Annotated in this window: 17 protein-coding genes and 1 pseudogene; 14 read left to right on the top strand and 4 right to left on the bottom strand. The window is 71.6% G+C overall.

Features of this window, described 5'->3' with window-relative positions; all coding sequences use genetic code 11:
* Positions 1–66: 66 nt before the first annotated feature.
* Entirely contained in the window at positions 67–987 is a 921-nt protein-coding gene (locus U3649_RS07510) for a DMT family transporter (RefSeq protein WP_407354232.1), read from the bottom strand.
* Positions 988–1,128: 141 nt separating this feature from the next.
* Positions 1,129–3,321 (bottom strand): GGDEF domain-containing protein, encoded by a 2,193-nt coding sequence (locus U3649_RS07505; RefSeq protein ID WP_407354231.1) that lies wholly within the window; start codon positions 3,319–3,321, stop codon positions 1,129–1,131.
* Between the two features lie 247 nt (positions 3,322–3,568).
* Between U3649_RS07505 and U3649_RS07500 the strand changes: the two genes are divergently transcribed.
* From U3649_RS07500 to U3649_RS07480, 5 genes are all read left to right on the top strand, one after another.
* A complete protein-coding gene (locus U3649_RS07500) occupies positions 3,569–5,341 on the top strand; it encodes a glutamine--tRNA ligase/YqeY domain fusion protein (RefSeq protein WP_407354230.1) in 1,773 nt (590 codons plus the stop codon).
* A 21-nt stretch (positions 5,342–5,362) separates the two neighbouring features.
* Positions 5,363–5,743, top strand: coding sequence for a hypothetical protein (locus U3649_RS07495; protein ID WP_407354229.1), 381 nt, complete (start codon positions 5,363–5,365; stop codon positions 5,741–5,743).
* A complete protein-coding gene (locus U3649_RS07490; RefSeq protein ID WP_407354228.1) occupies positions 5,743–6,318 on the top strand; it encodes a nucleoside deaminase in 576 nt (191 codons plus the stop codon). Before U3649_RS07495 ends, U3649_RS07490 begins: the two co-directional genes overlap by 1 nt.
* A 199-nt stretch (positions 6,319–6,517) precedes the next feature.
* Complete coding sequence (gene rlmM / locus U3649_RS07485) at positions 6,518–7,564, top strand: 23S rRNA (cytidine(2498)-2'-O)-methyltransferase RlmM (protein WP_407354227.1); 1,047 nt, start codon at positions 6,518–6,520, stop codon at positions 7,562–7,564.
* 125 nt (positions 7,565–7,689) lie between these two features.
* The gene (locus U3649_RS07480) at positions 7,690–8,220 is read left to right on the top strand and encodes a hypothetical protein (RefSeq protein ID WP_407354226.1); all 531 of its coding nucleotides are present in this window, start codon (positions 7,690–7,692) and stop codon (positions 8,218–8,220) included.
* Positions 8,221–8,474: 254 nt separating this feature from the next.
* Here U3649_RS07480 and U3649_RS07475 read toward each other — a convergent pair whose 3' ends face one another.
* Both U3649_RS07475 and ubiH read right to left on the bottom strand, forming a co-directional pair.
* A complete protein-coding gene (locus tag U3649_RS07475) occupies positions 8,475–9,653 on the bottom strand; it encodes a UbiH/UbiF family hydroxylase (protein WP_407354225.1) in 1,179 nt (392 codons plus the stop codon).
* A complete protein-coding gene (ubiH, locus tag U3649_RS07470; RefSeq protein ID WP_407354224.1) occupies positions 9,650–10,858 on the bottom strand; it encodes a 2-octaprenyl-6-methoxyphenyl hydroxylase in 1,209 nt (402 codons plus the stop codon). Before ubiH ends, U3649_RS07475 begins: the two co-directional genes overlap by 4 nt.
* Before the next feature lie 117 nt (positions 10,859–10,975).
* Here ubiH and U3649_RS07465 point away from each other — a divergent pair, with 117 nt between their 5' ends.
* The 9 genes and pseudogenes from U3649_RS07465 to apaG all read left to right on the top strand — a co-directional run.
* Positions 10,976–11,563 carry a hypothetical protein gene (locus U3649_RS07465; RefSeq protein ID WP_407354223.1) on the top strand — a complete coding sequence of 196 codons (588 nt, stop codon included), beginning with the start codon at positions 10,976–10,978 and terminating at the stop codon, positions 11,561–11,563.
* 25 nt (positions 11,564–11,588) lie between these two features.
* Entirely contained in the window at positions 11,589–12,143 is a 555-nt protein-coding gene (locus U3649_RS07460) for a cob(I)yrinic acid a,c-diamide adenosyltransferase (RefSeq protein WP_407354222.1), read from the top strand.
* A 2-nt stretch (positions 12,144–12,145) separates the two neighbouring features.
* Positions 12,146–13,087, top strand: a complete 942-nt coding sequence (locus tag U3649_RS07455; RefSeq protein ID WP_407354569.1) for a histone deacetylase family protein — start codon at positions 12,146–12,148, stop codon at positions 13,085–13,087.
* 408 nt (positions 13,088–13,495) lie between these two features.
* On the top strand, positions 13,496–15,931 hold the full coding sequence (gene lptD / locus U3649_RS07450; protein ID WP_407354221.1) for an LPS-assembly protein LptD: 2,436 nt from the start codon (positions 13,496–13,498) through the stop codon (positions 15,929–15,931).
* Positions 15,928–17,265, top strand: a complete 1,338-nt coding sequence (locus U3649_RS07445; protein WP_407354220.1) for a peptidylprolyl isomerase — start codon at positions 15,928–15,930, stop codon at positions 17,263–17,265. Before lptD ends, U3649_RS07445 begins: the two co-directional genes overlap by 4 nt.
* A gap of 214 nt (positions 17,266–17,479) precedes the next feature.
* Positions 17,480–18,484: a 4-hydroxythreonine-4-phosphate dehydrogenase PdxA gene (gene pdxA, locus U3649_RS07440; RefSeq protein WP_407354219.1), complete on the top strand. Its 1,005-nt coding sequence runs from the start codon at positions 17,480–17,482 to the stop codon at positions 18,482–18,484.
* Positions 18,481–18,819 carry a tRNA-binding protein gene (locus U3649_RS07435; RefSeq protein WP_407354218.1) on the top strand — a complete coding sequence of 113 codons (339 nt, stop codon included), beginning with the start codon at positions 18,481–18,483 and terminating at the stop codon, positions 18,817–18,819. The genes pdxA and U3649_RS07435 overlap by 4 nt, the downstream gene beginning before the upstream one ends.
* Positions 18,816–19,622, top strand: coding sequence for a 16S rRNA (adenine(1518)-N(6)/adenine(1519)-N(6))-dimethyltransferase RsmA (rsmA, locus tag U3649_RS07430; protein ID WP_407354217.1), 807 nt, complete (start codon positions 18,816–18,818; stop codon positions 19,620–19,622). Before U3649_RS07435 ends, rsmA begins: the two co-directional genes overlap by 4 nt.
* A 35-nt stretch (positions 19,623–19,657) precedes the next feature.
* A pseudogene (apaG, locus tag U3649_RS07425) lies at positions 19,658–19,978 on the top strand (Co2+/Mg2+ efflux protein ApaG); the annotation flags it as partial.
* Position 19,979: the final 1 nt, after the last annotated feature.

Genomic DNA, 19,979 nt, shown 5'->3' with positions numbered 1-19,979 from the left:
GCTTGCGGTCGCAGGCGCGCGCGTGGTCGCCGCCGCGCCGGCCGGCCCAATGTTGCGTGCCGCGCCTCAGCCGGACTGCAGCGGCAGCCGCGCGCGGCTCCTGAGCCCGGCCAGGAAGATGCCGGCCAGGGTGAATCCCAATCCCAGCCATTCGCGCGAGGTGGTGACCCGGTCGAGCAGCGCGACGTCGAGCAGGAAGGCGATCACCGGCTGCAGCAGCAGCAGCAGACCGACCACCGCCACCCGCAGGTGCGGCATCGCCCGCGAGATCAGCACCCAGCTCAGGCAGTGCCTGAGCCCGGCCAGCAGCAGCAGCCAGCCGAGCGCGCGCGCGTCCGGAATCGCGAACGACACGCCCTCCGCCGTCCCGGCCAGGCCCAGCAACAGCGCGCTGCCGAGCGACGCCAGCGCCAGCACCTGCGCGATCGGCGCGGTGCCGCCGGTCGTCCGGTGCGCTTCGTGCTGGGTGCGCTTGAGGCCGAGGTTGTAGCCGGCATAGCACACCCCGGTCGCGAGCCCGAGCCAGACGCCCCAGCGGTACTCCGGCGGCAGGCTGTCCCACTCCCCGCCCAGCAGCAGCCACAGGCCGAAGAACGCCAGCACGATCCCGGCGAGAAAACGCGGACCGATCCGCTCGCGGTAGAACACCACGCCGGCCAGCGCCATGAAGAACACCTGCGCGTTGGCCAGCAGCGTCGCCAGGCCGGGGCCGACCAGCAGGATGCTCCGGTGCCACAGCCACAGGTCGCCCGCGAACGCGGCCGCCGGCACCAGCGTCCAGAGCCATACGCGCCCCGGCAACGGCCGCCAGTCGCGCTGCGCGGCGACCAGCAGCAACAGCAGCAGGCCGCCGAACAGCATGCGATAGAAGGCCGAGACCGTCGGCGGCGTCTCGGCGAAGCGCACCATCAGCGCGTTGGTGCCGATCAGCGCGGCGCCGGTCAGCATCCACAACAGGGCGCCGTGCTCGCCTCTCGTCTGCTGCATGTCGCGTCCGCGGTCCTGGGCCGCGAACTTTAGAGCAGTTTCATCTCAAGCGTTCGGGCCTTTGCGGAAACACTACCCTGTCCCGCTCGCGTGGCGGGCCGCACGGCTCGCGTCCCGTCGGCGCGCGGCGGCCAGGCCCTTTCAGCTGAACACCGCCGGCGCCACGTGCACGCAATTGCGCCCGCTGCGCTTGGCGGCATAGAGCGCCTTGTCGGCGCGCTCGATGGTCGCGGCCGGCGTGCGCTCGCGATCGCGACGGGTGGCGACGCCCACGCTGACCGTCAGCCGCAGCGACTGCCCTTCCCACTCGACCGCCAGCCGCTCGACCGCCGCGCGCAGGTCCTCGCCCGCCTGCCGGGCCGCCGCACCGCCGCGGCCCGGCAGGATCGCGATGAACTCCTCGCCGCCGTAGCGGCCGAACAGGTCGCCTTCGCCCAGCGCCCCGCGCAAGGCCCTGGCGGCCGCCCGCAGGCAATGATCGCCGCAGGCATGGCCGAAGCGGTCGTTGACCGACTTGAACCGATCGAGGTCGACGAACAGCACCGACAGCGGCTGTCCGTCGCGCTCGGCCTCGATGAACGAGCGCGCCAGCCACTGGTCGATCGAACGCCGGTTGAGGCTGCCGGTCAGCGCATCGAGCTCCGCCGAACGGCGCAGGTTGACCGTGGCGATCGCCTGCTCGACCTGCACCTGGGCCAGTCGCACGAACTCCGTCGCCAGCGCCATCTCGTCGCTGGTGAAGCCTTCGGCGCCGCGGCGCCGCAGCAGCACCGCGCCCCAGGCCGGGGCGCGGATCCGCAGCGGAATCATCGCCTCGATCGCGACCGCTTCCGGCGTGGTCACGGGCTGCTGCAGCGCGATCCCGTTGGCGGCCTGGCGCTTGAGCACGAGCAGGCGGCGATCGAGATCGAGCCACAACCGATCCTTCTGCGCGTGCGGATGCGTCACCAGCAGCTCGCGCCCGTGGAAGCCCTGGGCAACGGCCACCATCGATTCCACCGGCAGCAGCGGCAACAGGTGGTCGAAGAGCAGCCGGAAGGCGGTCCATTCGATATCGCCCGGCGCCAGCTGCCGCAGCTTGACCTGCAGCGCGTTGACCAGGTCGGTGCGCGCGGCCTCCCGCTGCATCCGCCGTTCGGTATCGGCACGCGCCAACCGATCATAGTCGCGCTGATCGCGGTACTCGCTGATCCGGCCGACCAGGCCCACCGCGAACACGATCATCAGCGCCACCAGTCCGCACTGAAAGCCGTAGCGCGTCGCCGCCAGCTCGGGCACGACGCCGAAATCGGCGAGGTGTCGCAGCAGCGCCAGCAACAGCGTGGCCAGCACCACGACCGCCAATGGCGCGGCCATGGCCAGTCGCCGCCGGCCCGCGTCCACCAGCAGGACCAGGCTGCCCAGGCCCGCCGCGGCCCAGCCCAGCGCCACCAGCGGCTGCAGCACCGGGTCGAACAGGCGCAGATCGAGCAGCGACAGGCCGGCGGCGGCCAGCAGCGCCAGTACCGCGACGTTCAAGGATCGCATCGCGCCGGTGCCGGATTCGCGCGCGCCGACATAGTGCTGCACCAGCTTCAGCCACGACGCCAGGAACAAGAATGCCAGCGTCCACAGCCCGTGCGCCTGCCAGCCGGCCAGCAGGCGCAATCCCGGCATCCCGTAGAGATGGCCATTGGTGCCGGCCAGCATCAACAGTGCCAGGGTCGCGCATGCCGACAGCGACAGGAAGGTCCGGTCGCGGGCCGCGGTGTACAACGCCAGCGACAGCAGCGACAGCGTGAACAGCGCGGCGTAGACGGAGACGGCGATGGCGACGGCCCGCCGCTCGACCCGCGCGGCGGCATCCACCCGCAGCACCTGCGGGCGCAGCGCGATCGCGGCGACGCCCTGGACGTACAGGTCCAGCTCCACGGGGCCCTGCCAACCCCGGGGCAAGGGAATCAGGTAACCGCCCGACAACGCCACCTCTTCGCTCTCGCCCGCGGCGAAGAACCCGCGCCGTGCACTGCGCCAGTCGCCGCCCTGCAGCCACAGTGCCGTCACCGGCACGCGCGGTATCCAGACCGCCCAATACGGGCCATCCGACTGCATCGGCGGCAGTTCGAAGCGCAGGCGCGCGCTGCTTTGCCGCGAGCGACCGCCCGCGTGCCGCAGGGCCCCGTCCGCGCCGACGTCCGCCTCGCCGGTCGCGACGACCGTCAGCGGGACGGCAGCGGCACGGTCGCCGCCGCTACCGCTGCCGCCGACGATCGCGGCGGCGAGCAGGCACAGCAGCACGCCGAGCCCGGCCGCGAAGACAGCATCGTGGCGGTGCGCGCGACCCGGCGGGCTCAACACACCGGTATTCCGTGCCGTGAGGCCTCGAAGACGCCGGAGGCCGTTGTCGCGTCTCGTCCGTTGGTCTGCATGGCCTCCCCCTGCCCACGTCCGCCGCAATTAGCATGCCATCCGAAACGATAACACCGTCACAATTTGCAAGGACACGCAGGCCAGGCCCCGGATCGGCCGCCGGTCCGCGGCCCGGACCTGCTCGCCGGCCGGCGGCAGGCCCTACACTGTCGGTTTTGGCCCTCCGCATCGCATGAATACCCCTCCCACGCCCCTGCCACCCGATTCCGCACCCGGTGCCGAGGCGCCGCCAGCGGGCGCCAAGCAGGACTTCATCCGCCAGATCGTTCGCGACGACCTCGCCGCGGGGAAGCACCGGGCGGTCCGGACCCGCTTCCCGCCCGAGCCCAACGGCTATCTGCACATCGGCCACGCCAAGGCGATCTGTCTGGATTTCGGCCTCGCCGCGGAGTTCGGCGGCGCCTGCAACCTGCGCTTCGACGACACCAATCCGGCCAGGGAGGACCCCGCGTTCGTGCGCGCGATCCAGGACGACGTGCGCTGGCTCGGCTTCGAATGGGCCAGCCTGCGCCACGCCTCGGACTACTTCGAGGTGTACTACCTCGCCGCCGAGAAGCTGATCCGCCAGGGCGACGCCTTCGTCTGCGATCTCAGCGCCGAGCAGGTGCGCGAATATCGCGGCTCGCTCACCGAACCCGGACGCCCGTCGCCGTTCCGCGACCGCACGGTGGAGGAGAACCTCGAACTGTTCCGGCGCATGCGCGCCGGCGAGTTCGCCGACGGCGCCCGCACCCTGCGCGCGAAGATCGACATGGCCAGCGGCAACATCAACCTGCGCGATCCGGCGCTGTACCGGATCAAGCGGGCGACGCACCAGAACACCGGCGACGCCTGGCCGATCTATCCGATGTACGACTTCGCGCACGCGCTCGGCGATGCGGTCGAGGGCATCACCCATTCGCTGTGCACGCTCGAGTTCGAGGACCACCGGCCGCTGTACGACTGGTGCGTGGACAGGGTCGACCTCGCCGGCTCGCCGGAACTGCTGGCGCCGCTGCTGGCGAAGGGACTGCCGAACGAGGCCGGCAAGCCGCGCCAGATCGAGTTCTCGCGCCTGAACATCAACTACACCGTGATGAGCAAGCGCAAGCTGGCGGCGCTGGTGGCCGAGGGCCTGGTCGACGGCTGGGACGACCCGCGCATGTATACCCTGCAGGGCCTGCGCCGGCGCGGCTACACGCCGGGGGCGCTGCGGTTGTTCGTCGACCGGCTCGGCATCAGCAAGCAGAACTCGATGATCGACTTCTCGGTGCTCGAAGGCGCCCTGCGCGACGACCTGGACGCGCATGCGCCGCGGCGGATGGCCGTGGTCGCACCGCTGAAACTGGTGCTGACCAACCTGCCGGACGGCCATGCCGAGACCCTGCACTTCCCCAACCATCCGAAGGACGAGTCGTTCGGGAGCCGCGAGGTGCCGTTCTCGAACGTGCTCTGGATCGAACGCGACGATTTCGCCGAAGTCCCGCCCAAGGGCTGGAAGCGGCTGGTGCCGGGTGGCGAGGTGCGGCTGCGCGGTGCCGGCATCGTGCGCTGCGACGAGGTGGTGAAGGATGCCGGGGGCGCGATCGTCGAGCTGCGCGGCACGCTCGACCCGGAATCGCGCCCGGGCATGGACGGCGCCAACCGCAAGATCAAGGGGACGATCCACTGGGTGAGCGCCGCGCACGCGGTCGAGGCCGAGATCCGGCTCTACGACCGCCTGTTCTCGGTGCCCGACCCCGATGACGAGAGCGGCGGCCTGGGCTATCGCGACCACCTGAACCCGGAGTCGCGCCGCAGCGTCCGGGGCTACCTGGAACCGGCGGCGGCCCAGGCGGAGGCCGAACAGGGCTTCCAGTTCGAGCGGCTCGGCTATTTCGTCGCCGACCGCCACGACCACGCCGCCGGCGCGCCGGTGTTCAACCGCAGTGTGACGCTCCGCGACACCTGGGCGGCACGAACCTGACCACGGAGGGCAAGCATGCGCATGCAACCGGTTCCAATCCTGTGTGCCTGGCTGCTGGCACTGGCGCTCGCCGCCTGCGCGGCGCCGCCGGCGACCGGCCAGGCCGCGTCCACGCCCGCACCCGTGGTGAAAGCGGCAGGCGGCGCCGGCGACGACCCGCTCCAGCTCGACCGCAGCTGCCGCGCCGACAGCGATTGTGCGGTCAAGAACGTCGGCAACTGCTGCGGCTATTTCCCCGCCTGCGTCAACCGCGAAGCGCAACCGGACCCCGAGGCGGTGCGCGCACGCTGCGCCGAAACCGGCATGGCCTCGGTCTGCGGCTTCCGCGAAATCTCCGCCTGCAGTTGCGTGCAGAACCGCTGCGAGGCGGTGCGGCAGTCCTTGCAGGCACCGCTCGAGTGATGCTGCCCGCGCAGCTGCAACTCGTCCTGCCGGCGTGGGTGCACGAGGCGGTGGATCCGGCCGCCACGGTGCCCGGAGACGCCGACAAGGTGGCGCTGGCCGTGGCGTTGTCGCGGCGCAACGTCGAGGCCGGCAGCGGCGGGCCGTTCGGCGCGGTGGTGTTCGGCCCGGACGACCGCGTCGTCGCGGTCGGCGTCAACCGGGTGCTGCCCCAGCACTGCTCGGTGGCGCACGCCGAGACCATGGCCTATATGCTGGCCCAGCAACGGCTGCGGCGCGCGCGCCTGAACCGCGACGACCAGGATCGGCCGGCCGGGCACTACACCCTGGCGACGTCGGCGCAGCCGTGCTGCCAATGCTACGGCGCCACCGTCTGGGCCGGCATCGACCGGCTGCTGATCGGCGCCCGCGCCGAGGACGTGATGGCGCTGACCGAGTTCGACGAGGGCCCGCTGCCGGCGGACTGGATCGGCGAACTGGAGCGCCGCGGCATCGCCGTGGTGCGCGACCTGCACCGGGACGCCGCCTGCGCCGTGCTGCGCGCCTACGGCGAGGCGAACGGCGGCCGCTACTGACCCGCCCGCGCACGCCCCCGTAGAGCGGAGCTTGCTCCGCTGCTCCGGCTTCCGGAGCCCACGCAGCCGAGCAAGCTCGGCTCTACGGGATTCCGGGTCCGGTGCCGGAACTCCGGATCCGGAGCCGGCGCCGGAGCCGGCGCCGGAACCGACGCAGCGGAGCGAGCTCCGCTCTACGATGCAACCAAGGGGAATCTCCATGTCCGATGCACTGCTGTGCTACTGCCGCGCGGGATTCGAGCCCGAACTCGCCGCCGAGCTCACCGAACGCGCGGCGCTGGCCGGCATCGCCGGCTACGCTCGGGCCAGCCGCGACGACGGTTATCTGGTCTTCCACGCCGACGACGCCGACGCGCTGTCGCAGGCGCTGCCGTGGCGGCAGCTGGTGTACGCGCGGCAGAAAGCGGTGCTGATCGCGGAACTGGACGGGCTCGACCCGCGCGACCGCATCACCCCCGTGCTCGCCGCGCTGGAAGGCCGGGGCCGCTACGGCGATCTGTGGATGGAGCACCCGGACTCGGATGCCGGCAAGCCGCTGTCCGGCCTGGCGCGCAGCTTCGGCAACGCGCTGCGTCCGGTGCTGCGCCAGCGCGGCTTCCTCACCGCGCAGCCCGATCCACGGCTGTCGCGGTTGCACGTGTGCTTCGTCGCCGGCGAACGCGTCCTGCTCGGCCGCAGCCGGCCGGAGGACAGCGCGCCCTGGCCGCTCGGCATCCCGCGGCTGAAACTGCACGCCGGCGCGCCCTCGCGCTCGGCGCTGAAGCTGGAGGAGGCATTGCTGTCACTGCTGAGCGAGCGCGAGCGCGGCGCCTGGATCAAGCCGGGCATGCAGGCCGCGGACCTCGGCGCCGCCCCCGGCGGCTGGACCTGGGTGCTGACCCGGCACCACCTCCGCGTCGCCGCGATCGACAACGGCCCGCTGCAGCCGCAGCTGCTCGACACCGGCCTGGTGCAGCACCTGCAGGCCGACGGCTTCCGCTGGTCGCCCGAGCGCACCCTCGACTGGATGGTCTGCGACATGGTCGAGCAGCCGCGCCGCGTCGCCGAGCGCATGGCCACCTGGCTCCGCGAGGACTGGTGCCGGCACACGCTGTTCAACCTGAAACTGCCGATGAAGAAGCGTTGGCAGGAAACTCGCCAGTGCCTGGAGCTGTTCGCCGACCAGGCGGGGCGCCCGCTCACCCTGCGCGCGCGCCAGCTCTACCACGACCGCGAGGAGATCACGGTGTTCGCCACCGCCGCGTAGGCGCGCGCGGCGGCGAACGGCCGATTTCAAGCGGCATTAATGCCCGCCGGCATACGGTATCGGCTCGATGCCGGATGAATACGCATCTTCATCCGGCTTTCACCCGCCCTTCCGAGGAGATCCCCATGTCCCGGAACACCGCGCTCGCGTTCGCCCTGCTCGCCGCCGCCGCATCGCCTGTCGCCTTGGCGCAGGACGCGATGACGCCGACCACCACCGCCGACCCCGCCACCCAGGCCACGCCGCAAACGCCGGTCGATCCGGCGCCGGACACCACGCCGCAGACGCCGATGGCGGACCCGGCGCAGCCGCCGTCGCCCACCCCCGTCGACCCTGCCGCGCAGCCGACGCCGACACCGGCGACGCCCACCGTGCCCACCACGCCCACCAGCCCGACCCCGCCGCCGGCACCGACCGGCACCGGGACCGCGGTGATCATGCAGGACGGCCAGGAAGTGCGGATCAACTCGCGGCCACCGGATTCGGTGGTCGGCCAGTACCGCATCGATTTCGCCGCCCTCGACGGCAACGGCGACGGCCATCTGAGCCGCAGCGAGGCACGCGCCAACGAGAGCCTCAGCGCCGAATTCGACGCCGCCGACCGCAACCGCGACGGCCGCTTGAGCCAGGAGGAACTGTCGGGCTGGAGCCGCTAGGGCGAACCGGCGTTCACTCCTTCGCCGATCTCCGTGATCCCTGCAGGAGGGGCTTCAGCCCGCGCCAAGCAGATTCATCGGTGGCGATCATGATGAACGCGCCGCCGCGCGTTGCGAAGGAAAACAACGGCAGAGCGCATCTGCCGCTGGCTGCGCGGCCGAGGCTGAAGCCCCCCTACACAAGGGCAACGGGGCATGGAAAGGGCGATGTCGATGCAGCCCGGCCTGTCGACGAGCGCTGGCGCAGTTCCTTGTCAACCGCCGGCAGCACGCCGCCACAGCGCGGCCACCAGCGGCGGCATCCGCCCGGCCGCGCCCAGCAGCGGCCCGCGCAGCAATGTCGGCAACAGCGCGTCGTTCGAGAACAGCCTGTTGATGCCGTCGAAGCTCCAGGCGGCCACCGAATTCTCGCTGTGGCGGCGGCGCGCCCAGCGCTGCAACCGTTGCGGCGCGGTCCAGTCGCCGTCGCGGCGCTGGGCTTCGGCCACCGTGTCGCGCAATGCCGCCACGTCGCGCAGGCCGAGGTTCACGCCCTGTCCCGCCAGCGGATGCACCACGTGCGCGGCATCGCCCAGGACCAGCACGCGGCCGTCGACCTCGCGCTCGGCGAGTTGGCGCCGCAGCGGGAACGCGACCCGCTTCGACAGCGGCCGCACCGGGCCCAGGCGCGCGTCGAAGGCATTGGTGACCGCGGCGCCGAAGGCATCGTCGTCGAGCGCGGCCACGGATGTCGCTTCCGCCGCGGGCAGGGTCCAGACGATCGAACTGCTGCCGTCCGCGCACGGCAGGAACGCCAGCGGCCCGCCGGGCAGGAAGCGTTGCCAGGCGGTGTCCTCGTGCGACCGCTCGGTGGCGACATAGGCGACCACCCCACGCTGGCCGTAGTCGTGCGCGGCGACGCCGATCCCGGCGAGTTGGCGCAGCGTGGAATCGGCGCCGTCGGCGGCGATCGCCAGCCGGGCGGCGATGCGGCCGCCGTCGTCCAGGCGCAGCATCACGCCGTCGGCGTCCTGCTCGAGCGCCTCCACCCGCGCCGGGCAGCGCACCTGCACCCCGGCCTGCGGCAACGCCGCCCACAGCCGGTCGACCAGCAGGCCGTGCTCGACGATCCAGCCCAGCACCTCGCGCCCCAGCGCATCGGCATCGAACATCAGCTCGCCGCCGCCGCCGGCATCGCGCACGCGCATGCGGCGATAGGGCTGCGCGCGACTCTCGCGGACACCGCGCCAGATATCGAGCCCGTCCAGCAACCCGGCGTTGTCGGGTGCGAACGCGTACACCCGCAGGTCAGGCCGATCGGCGGACCACGCCGGCGGCGCGGCCGCCTCGACCAGCTCGACCGCCAGATCCAGCCGCGCCAGCGCCAACGCGCAGGCGGCGCCGACCACGCCGCCGCCGACCACGACCACGTCGCTGCGCCGCCGCCGGCTCATGCGCGGGCGTTCCGGCACAGCGCGGGCACGTCGCCGCGGTAGCCCATCGCGCCGCCGGCCAGCAGCGACTGCAGCGACGGCACGCGATCCGCCGCCAGCAACCCGAGGCTGCGCAGCGGCCGCAGCAACGGCGCGTCGTTGGCGGTGATCCGCGCCAGTCCGTCGGAAAAGGCCAGCGTGCGTTCGCGGTCCTCGTGGCGGCGCGCGGCGTAGGCCCGCAACAGGGCTTCCGCACCTGGATCTTCCGGTCGCTGCGCGATCAACTCGGCCAGGACCAGCGCATCGCGCAGCCCCAGGTTGAAGCCCTGCGCACCGACCGGGTGCAGCGTCTGCGCGGCGTTGCCGACCAGCACCGCACGCGCGGCGGTGGTGCTCCGTGCCACCACCTGCCGCACCGGATACGCGCTGCGCGCGCCGGCGGCGAGCATGCGCCCGGCGCGCCAGCCGAAGGCGCGCTGGACGCGGTCGAGGAACCCGGCCTCGTCCAACGCGAGGGCCGTTTCCGCCTCCGCGCGCGCGACGCCGTGGACCACGCCGTAGTGGCGATCGCCCCGCGGCAGCAGCGCGGTCGGCCCGTACGCGGTGAAGCGCTCGTAGGCGGTGCCGTCTGGGGCACGCGTGGCGCGCACGCGCGCCACCAGCAGCGTCTGCGCGTAGTCGTGCACGTCCGCGTCGATGCCGAGCGCGCCGCGCACCGCGCTCCGGGTGCCGTCGGCGGCGACCAGCAGGCGGGCTTCGACGATGCGCTCGCCGTCCTCGTCGGCCAGCCGTACGGCGCGCGCTTCGCCGGCCTCCTCGCAGCCGAGGAAGCGCGCCGGACGGTAACGGGTCAGCCGCGGCAGTTCGTCCAGCCGCTCCGCCAGCGCCTCGCCGAAATCGCGCGCGACCACGACGCGGCCGAACGTTTCCCGCCCGTAATCGCGCGCATCGAGCAGCACGCGGCCGAAATCGCCGGCGCAGCTGACGTGGATGCGCCGGATCTCCCCGGCCGGGGTCCGCAGCTTCTGCAGCACGCCGAGCGCGGTGAGCGCATTGACCGTGGCGTCGGCGAAACTGAGGTTGCGTTCGTCGAAGACGGCGGGCAGCGCGCCCGGCGGCGCCGCCTCGACCAGGCCGACGTCGACGCCGGTCCGTTCCAGCGCGATCGCCAGGCTGGCGCCGACCAGGCCGCCGCCGATGATCAGGATGTCGTGTCGCGCAGGCATGCGGGCATGATAAGGGGTGCACGGCGCCGCGCCGTCATGCATCGCCCGTTTTGCCCGGCCGGCACGCCGCACCCGCGCTTCCGCTAAAATGCCGGCCTGCTCTTCCGGAATCCACCGATGACCGCCCACTCCCGTCGCGCCCTGATCCTGGTCCTGCTCGCCGTACTGCTGGCGGCCACCCGCGTGCATCACTTCGCCGTGGTGCCGGATGCATCCTGGGCCGTGTTCTTCCTGGGCGGCTTCTATCTGCGCGACTGGACCCGCTGGGCCTTTCCGGCGCTGATGGCGCTGGCCGTGCTGGTCGACTTGCTGGTGGTCACGGCGCAGGGCCTGAGTTTCTGGCAACACTATTGCGTCTCGCCGGCATACTGGTGCCTGATCCCGGCCCACCTGGTTCTCTGGAGCGGCGGTGCCTGGCTGCAGCGGCGGTATCGTGGCATCGAGCCGCGTTCGCTCGCACTGGCCGCGGCCACCCTGGTGGCCTCGGTCGCCGCCTGCCACCTGATCGCGCAGGGCAGCTTCTACTGGATCAGCGCCAGCGTGGCCGATCCCTCCCTGGCCGGCTGGTGGAAGAACTACAGCGACTGGCTGCCCGCCTATCTCGGCGTTTCCGGGCTGTACGTGGCCCTGGCGGCGGCCTTCCATGCCGCGGCGGCGCAGGTCACGCGTCTTGGCGCGGCTTCGACCGACGCGACGCGACACTGACGGCGCACCGTTTCCGGGTCCGCCGATGGGCAACCGCCTCTCCAAGATCTACACCCGCACCGGCGACGACGGCACGACCGGCCTCGGCGACGGCAGCCGGGTCCCGAAGGACTCGGCACGGGTGGCGGCCTACGGCACGGTCGACGAGGCCAACTCGGCGATCGGCCTGGTGCTGGCCTGTCCGCTGCCCGGCGACGTGCACGCGCTGCTGACCACGGTCCAGCACCAAATGTTCGATCTCGGCGGCGAGCTGTGCATCCCCAGCCATGCCGCGATCGAGGACGCCGACGTCGAACGGCTGGAACAGCAGCTCGACCATCACAACGAAACGCTGCCCGCGCTCAAGGATTTCATCCTTCCGGGCGGCGGCGAGGCGGCCGCACGCTGCCACCTGGCCCGCACCATCGTGCGCCGTGCCGAGCGCGAGGCGGTGACGCTCTCGCGCCACGACGCGGTGCGGCCGCAGGCGATCCGCTATCTCAACCGCCTGTCGGACCTGCTGTTCGTACTGGCGCGCGTGCTGGCGCGCGCCGACGGCCATGGCGAAGTGCTGTGGCACCACGAACGCCGCGGGCGGTGAAGCTGCACGTCTACACCCACGCCGCCTGCCTGGCCCACGACACCGGGCCCGGCCATCCGGAACGTCCGGAGCGCCTGGGCGCCGTGGTCCAGGCGCTGCGCGACGGCCTGCCCGGTCTCGACTGGCACGAGGCCCCGCGCGCCACCCGTGGCCAGCTGCTGCGCGTGCACGCGGCGGCGCTGCTGGCCGCGGTGCTCGAGTCCGGAACGGACGCCCCGATCCCGCTCGACCCCGACACGGTGCTGTCGCCGGAATCGCCGGAAGCCGCCCTGCGCGCCGCCGGCGCCGGCGTCGCCGCCGTGGACGCGGTGATGAACGGCCGGGCCGGAACCGCCTTCTGCGCGGTTCGCCCGCCCGGCCACCACGCCACCGGCGGCGAGGCGATGGGTTTCTGCCTGTTCAACAACATCGCCGTCGCCGCCGCGCATGCGCTCGACAGGCATGGCCTCACACGGGTGGCGATCGTCGACTTCGACGTGCACCACGGCAACGGCACCCAGGCGATCTTCGAGCACGAGCCGCGCGTGATGTACCTCAGTTCGCACCAGTTCCCGCTCTATCCGGGCACCGGCGCGAAGCAGGAACGCGGCGTCGGCAACATCGTCAACGCACCGCTGCCGCCCGGCGCGGGCAGCCGCATGTTCCGCGAGGCCTGGCGCGAGCGGCTGCTGCCGGAGCTCGACGCGTTCGGGCCGCAACTGCTGTTCGTGTCGGCGGGCTTCGACGCGCACTGGCGCGACCCGCTGGCGCAGATGCAGCTGGACGCGGAAGACTTCGGCTGGCTCACCGGCGCACTGTGCGTGCTTGCCGCGCGCCATGCGGGTGGCCGCATCGTCTCGATGCTGGAGGGCGGCTACGACCTGCAGGCGCTGCGCGAAGGCAGCCTCGCCCACGTCGGCGCCCTCACAGGCGCGGAGGCCGGGAACGGCCTCGGAAGCTTCTAGCCGGGACGCGCGCTCCCCTTGCCGCGAACCATCGGCGAATCGCCCACGCAGCCTCCAGCGGCCTTCCGACCGGATTCCAACCAAGCGGGTATCGGGAGCGACTTGAAATCCGATCGGAAGGCCGCCCCCACGAATCATCCACTGCATGGGACATGCCAGCGCGCAACCGGCTCGCCAGGCGCCATGCCTCGCGGTTCCGTGTTCCCGGCGAAGGTGCGTCGGTGGCCGGCCACGGCAGACTGCGTGTTGCTCGGGAGGTAGGCGCCTGGCGCCATTCAGCATCCGTTCTATCGCTTGGATGCCGCCGATGGGGCCGTTCCGGAACGGGCCTCGACGAGACCACGCTCGCATTGCCGCTTCGCAAGGGATGCGGCATGCTGGCGGCCGCTCGACCGACCGGACCCCTGCGTGCGCCCAGCCCTCCGCCTGTTGCCCTTGCCGCTGTGCATCGCGCTCTCGCTGAACGCCCTGGCCGACGAACGCCCCGAGGACTGGCGCCTGTGCCCGCTCGAGGACGCGGTGCCGGAATTCCCGGACGCCCCGCCGCCGGTGGGCACGCCGGAAGACCGCGAGAACCAGCCCACCGAGATCGGGGGCGACGCGCTCACCGGCGTCTACGGCGAGCAGAGCAACCTGCAGGGGAACGCCACCCTGAAGCGCGGCGACCAGTTTCTCGCCACCGACAACCTCACCTACGACGCCGAGACCGGCCGCTACGTCGCCGACGGCAGCGTGCGCTACCAGGACTCGGGGATGCGCATCGTCGCCGACCGCCTGACCGGCGACCAGGACGCCGATTCGCACAGCATCGAGAACGTGCGCTACCAGCTGATCGAGCGCCGCGGCAACGGCGGCGCCGACCGCGCCGAGATGACCGGGGACCAGGGCGCGCTGTACGGCTCGACCTACTCCACCTGTCCGCCCGGGCAGCGCTGGTGGGAACTGCACGCCGGGCGGATCGACGTCGACATGGAGGAAGGCTTCGGCACCGCCCGCAACGCCACCCTGCGCGTGGGCAAGGTGCCGGTGCTGTACATGCCCTGGTTCAAGTTTCCGATCGACGACCGCCGCAAGACCGGCCTGCTGTATCCGGCGCTCGGCTACTCCAGCCGCAACGGTTTCGACTACCGCCAGCCGATCTACCTCAACCTGGCGCCGCACTACGACATGACCCTGCAGCCGCGGATCATGACCCGGCGCGGCGTCCTGCTCGGCGCCGAGTTCCGCTACCTGAACGCGACTGGCCGCGGCACGTTCGATTTCGAGTATCTGCCCTCGGACAACCTGACCGAGGACGAGCGGCAGGAGGAGATCGACCTCGAGATCCCGGAGGAGAACCGCCGCGAGGACGACCGCGGCATGTTCCGCTACGTCGGCCGACAGAACATCAGCCGCACCTGGCAGGCGCGCGCCAACCTCAACTGGATCAGCGATCCGCGCTACATCGAGGACCAGAGCAGCAGCCTGACCAGCGGCGCGTCGAGCACGATCAACAGCAGCGCCGGCATCTACGGCCGCGCCCGCTATTGGGAGGGCGGGCTGGAAGCCGACTACCGCCTGCTGTCCGATTACACGCTCAACAAGACCCAACTGCCCTACTACCGCCTGCCGCGCCTGTTCTTCAACTGGGAGCAGCCGTTCCGGCCATGGCTGGTCGCCGGCGTCGACACCGACCTGACCCGTTTCGACCATGCCTCCAGTGCGAGATATACCAGCGGCGCGGCCGTCGGCGAGCCCGTCAGGCCCGGCGGCAGCCGCTTCGATATCAAGCCTTACGTCTCGCTGCCGCTGGAAGGCGCCGCCTGGTACGTACGTCCGACCATGGCCTGGCGCTACACGGCGTACGAGCTGGACGATGCGCTCGCCAACCAGCTCGCCAGGTCCATCACCGACCAGACCGGCGTCGAAACGTCCCCCAATACCTCTCCCTCACGCAGCCTGCCCATCACCAGCGTCGACGCCGGCCTGTTCTTCGACCGCGACACCCTGTTCCGCGGCGACCAGTACCTGCACACCCTGGAACCGCGGCTGTTCTACCTCAACGCGCCGTACCGCGACCAGTCCAACCTGCCGCTGTTCGACACCCGCGACCTGACCTTCAGCTGGGGCCAGCTGTTCCGCGACAACCGGTTCTCCGGCGCCGACCGCCAGACCGACGCCAACCAGCTGACGGTGGCGCTGACCACGCGCCTGATCCGCGAGTCCGACGGCCTGGAAAAGCTGTCGGCCAGCGTCGGGCAGATCCGCTACTTCGACGATTCGCGGGTGGTGCTCAACAGCAGCCGCGAACCGATCGAGGCCGGCGAATCCTCCTGGGTCGCCGAAAGCGCCTACGCCATCAACGACCGCTGGAACATCAGCGTCGGCTACCAGTGGGATCCGAAAGTCCGCCGCGACGACCTGGTCAGCCTGCGCACGCGCTACCTGATCGGCGACGACGGCATCGCCAACTTCAACTACCGCTACCGCCGCGAGCAGCTCGAGCAGCTCGACTTCTCGTTCCTGTACCCGATCAATCCCACCTGGAGCCTGGTCGGTCGCTACTACTACTCGCTGCGCGACAGCAAGGTGCTCGAAGGCATCGCCGGCGTGCAGTGGGACAGCTGCTGCCTGGCGGTGCGCCTGGTCGGCCGCCACTACGTGCGCAACCGCATCGGCGAGACCAACAACGCCATTCAGCTGGAAGTCGAACTCAAGGGGCTAGGGTCCGCCGGACCGGACACGGAAGGCCGTTTGCGCCGTGCTATTCTCGGCTATTACCGAGACGACCTCTATCTCGTCCCGCCATCCGATCTCGGCAATGGCGACGCGGACGACGACAACCCGATCGATCCCCTGCCATGAAGAATTTCCTCCTTTCCCTCCTGGTCGCCGTTGCCTTGCTCGGCGCCGCCGCGCAGGCGCAGCAGGTCCAGCCGCTGGAACGCATCGCCGCAGTGGTCGACGAGGACGTGATCCTGCAAAGCGAGCTCGACCGCGCGGTGGCCAACATCCTGGCCCAGTACGGCGACCGCAGCGACCAGCTGCCGCCGCGCGACGTGCTCGAGCGCCAGGTGCTCGAACGCCTGATCCTGGTGAAGCTGCAGACCGAGCGCGCGGCCGCCACCGGCATTCGCGTCGGCGATGCCGAAGTGGACGCCGCGGTCTCCAACATCGCCCAGCAGAACAACTTCACGCCGGACCAGCTGCGCGGGCAGCTGGAGCGCGACGGCCTGTCCTACACCGATTTCCGCAATTCACTACGCGAGGAGCTGCTGATCCAGCGCCTGCGCCAGCGCTTCGCGCAGAGCACCATCTCGGTCAGCGACGCGGAGGTCGACGCCGCCATGCAGTCGCAGGCCGCCGGCGGCTCCCAGTACCAGCTCGCGCACATCCTGGTCGCGCTGCCGGACGGCGCCACCCCGGACCAGATCGCGACCGCCGAGCAGAAGATCGAGGGCATCAAGGGCCTGCTCGACCGCGGGGAGATGGCGTTCTCCGCGGCCGCGGTGCGCTATTCCGACAGCCCCAACGCACTGGAGGGCGGCGACCTCGGTTGGCGCAGCCTGGACGAGATCCCGGCCGCGTTCGCGAGCGCGATCCGCACCATGCAGCCGGGGCAGGTCATCGGTCCGATCCGTGGCCCGAGCGGTTTCCAGCTACTGCAGTTGGTCGGCACGCGCGACGCCGACGAGTCCGGCGCCTCCAGCGTCACCCAGTACCAGGCCCGGCACATCCTGATCCGCACCGACGACGACACCAGCGACGAGGAAGCCCGCGCCAGGGCCGAGGCGCTGCGCGCACGTGCCGCCGGCGGCGCCGATTTCGCCGCCCTGGCCAGCGAGCACTCCGAGGACGCGGTTTCGCGCGAACGCGGCGGCGACCTCGGCTGGTTCGCCGCCGACCAGTTCGGTCCGGAGTTCGGCGGCCGGGTCGCGGCACTCGAGGACGGCGGCATTTCCGAGCCGTTCAAGACCCAGGCCGGCTGGCACGTGGTGCAGCGCATCGGTTCGCGCCAGGCCGACGTCGACGACGAGAATCGGCGCGCTCAGATCCGCGAAAGCATCGGCCAGCGCAAGCTCGAGGACGAGTGGAACCGCTTCCTGCGCCAGATGCGCGGCGAGGCCTTCATCGACATCCGCAGCGCCGCCGCCGCCGCGGCCGCGGCCGGGGAAGACGACGGCGGAAGCGGCGGCTGAAACCCGGCCGCGGGGCGGAACGCGCGGCCATCCCAGGCACGCCGGCACGGAACGAAGGCCCGTGCAGCCGCGGACGCCTGCCCGCCAGCGGCGGCGCAACCGGCCTTCGGCTCGCCTGGCCGGGGGTCGAGGCCGCCTGCTCCGGCAACCACGGCGACACCCCGCATTGGCCGCTTCCGGCCGCCATCGAGGCGCGACATGACCCATCCCGCATATGGCCACGGACGCTAGACCCAGGCTCGCACTGGTGCCCGGGGAACCGGCCGGCGTGGGACCGGAACTGGCGATCGCGGCCCTGCGCCACGCCACCGACGCGGAACTCGTGGCGTTCGGCGACGGCGCCACGCTCGCCAGGGCGGCGCAAGCGCTCGGGACCACCGTGCGCTTCCACCCCGCGGATGCGGAGCGGGAGCGTTTGGGTGCCGACGGCGTGCGCCTGGTGGAGGTCCCGAACGCGGTCGCGCCGGCGTTCGGCGCACCGGATCCGCGCAACGCCCGCAGCGTGGTGCTCGCCCTGCGCATGGCGGCCGAAGCCTGCATCGCCGGCGAGTACGACGGCATCGTCACCGGTCCGGTGCACAAGGCGACGATCAACGCCGGCGGCATCGCCTACACCGGCACTACCGAGCTGCTGGCCGCGCATGCCGGGCGCGAGGTGGTGATGATGCTCGCCAACGACATCGTCCGCGTCGCGCTGGCCACCACGCACCTGCCGCTGCGCGCGGTCGCCGATGCGCTGACGGCCGACCGCCTCGAACGGACGCTGCGGATCCTGCACGCCGGGTTGCGCGACGACTTCGGCATCGCCGATCCCGCGATCGCGGTGCTCGGCCTGAACCCGCACGCCGGCGAGGACGGCCATCTCGGCCGCGAGGAGATCGAGACCATCGCGCCGGTGCTGGCCAGGCTGCGCGCCGACGGCATGCGGCTGGCCGGTCCGCTGCCGGCCGACACCGCCTTCCTGCCGCGCAAGCTCGCCGAGGTGGACGCGGTGCTGGCGATGTACCACGACCAGGGCCTGCCGGTGCTCAAGTACAGCGGCTTCGAACAGGCGGTGAACCTGACCCTGGGCCTGCCCTACCCACGGGTGGCGGTCGACCACGGCACCGCGCTCGACCTGGCCGGCACCGGCACCGCCGATCCTTCCAGCCTCATCGCCGCGGTCGGCACCTGCGCCCGCATCGCACGCATCCGCCGGAAAAGGAACCCCGACTCATGAACACGATCAGCTGGGACGACTTCATGAAGGTCGAGCTGCGCGTCGGCCGGGTGCTGTCGGCGGAGGCGTTCCCGCAGGCGCGCAAGCCGGCCTACGTGCTGCGGGTCGATTTCGGCCCGGAAGTCGGCGTGCGCAAGTCCAGCGCGCAGGTGACCGCGCTGTACCGCCCCGAGGACCTGGTCGGCCGGCTGGTGGTGGGCGTGGTGAACTTCCCCGCCAAGCAGATCGGGCCGCTGATGTCCGAATGCCTGGTCACCGGCTTCCACGACGCCGACGGCCACGTCACGCTGTGCGTGCCGGACCGGGACGTGCCCCTCGGAACACGGCTGCTGTGAGCGCACGCGAGGGCGCCGCGGCGTTCGGCCGCGCCAAGAAGGCGCTCGGGCAGCATTTCCTGCACGAGCGCGGCTACATCGACCGTATCGTCCAGGCGGTCGACCCGCGGCCCGGCGAGCGCCTGGTCGAGATCGGCCCCGGCCAGGGCGCGCTGACGCTGCCGCTGCTGCGCCGGCACGGCGCGCTGACGGCGATCGAGTTCGACCGCGACCTGATCGCACCGCTCGCCGCCGCCGCCGAGGGCGTCGGCGAACTGGCGATCGTCCACCGCGACGTGCTCGCCGTCGATCTCACCGCGCTCGCGGCCGATGGCGGCCCGCTGCGGCTGGTCGGCAACCTGCCCTACAACATCTCCTCGCCGATCCTGTTCCACGCGCTGGACCACGCCGCGGCGATCCGCGACATGCATTTCATGCTGCAGAAGGAGGTGGTCGATCGCATGGGCGCGGCCCCCGGCAGCAAGGTCTACGGCCGCCTCAGCGTGATGCTGCAGGCGCGCTGCGAGGTGATCCCGCTGTTCGACATTCCGCCCGGCGCGTTCCGGCCGCCGCCGAAGGTGGACTCGGCCGTGGTGCGGCTGCTGCCGCGGCCGCCGCAGGCGGTCGGCATCGACGATCCGGCCCGGTTCGCCGCCGTGGTCCGCGCCGCCTTCGGCCAGCGCCGCAAGACCCTGCGCAATGCCCTGTCCGGCGTCTGCGACGCCGCCGAGATCGCCGCCGCCGTGATCGACCCCACGTCCCGCGCCGAGCAGCTGGCGGTCGCCGATTTCGTCCGCCTGGCGAACATTTCAAGCCCGCAGTAGTCGAACCCTTCACCCACGGCCATTACACTGGCGCCATGGACGAGATCCCCGACTACACCCTGGAAATCCAGATCGCGACGCGTTTCCTCGACGACGAGTCCGAGCCCGAGCGCGACCGCTACGTGTTCGCCTACACCATCCGCATCCGCAATCTCGGCCGCCTGCCGGCGCAGCTGCTGCGGCGGCACTGGATCATCACCGACGGCAACGGCAAGGTCGACGAGGTGCGCGGCGACGGCGTGGTCGGGCAGCAGCCGCGGATCGAGCCCGGCGAGCAGTTCGAGTACACCTCCGGCGCGGTGCTCGAGACCGCGGTCGGCAGCATGCAGGGCAACTACGACATGGTCGGCGACGACG

Origin of the sequence: Luteimonas sp. R10 (assembly GCF_045689605.1) — a bacterium.
GTDB lineage: Bacteria > Pseudomonadota > Gammaproteobacteria > Xanthomonadales > Xanthomonadaceae > Luteimonas.
The sequence above is the reverse complement of the archived record's forward strand: the minus strand, read 5'-3'. Positions and strand labels throughout refer to the sequence as shown.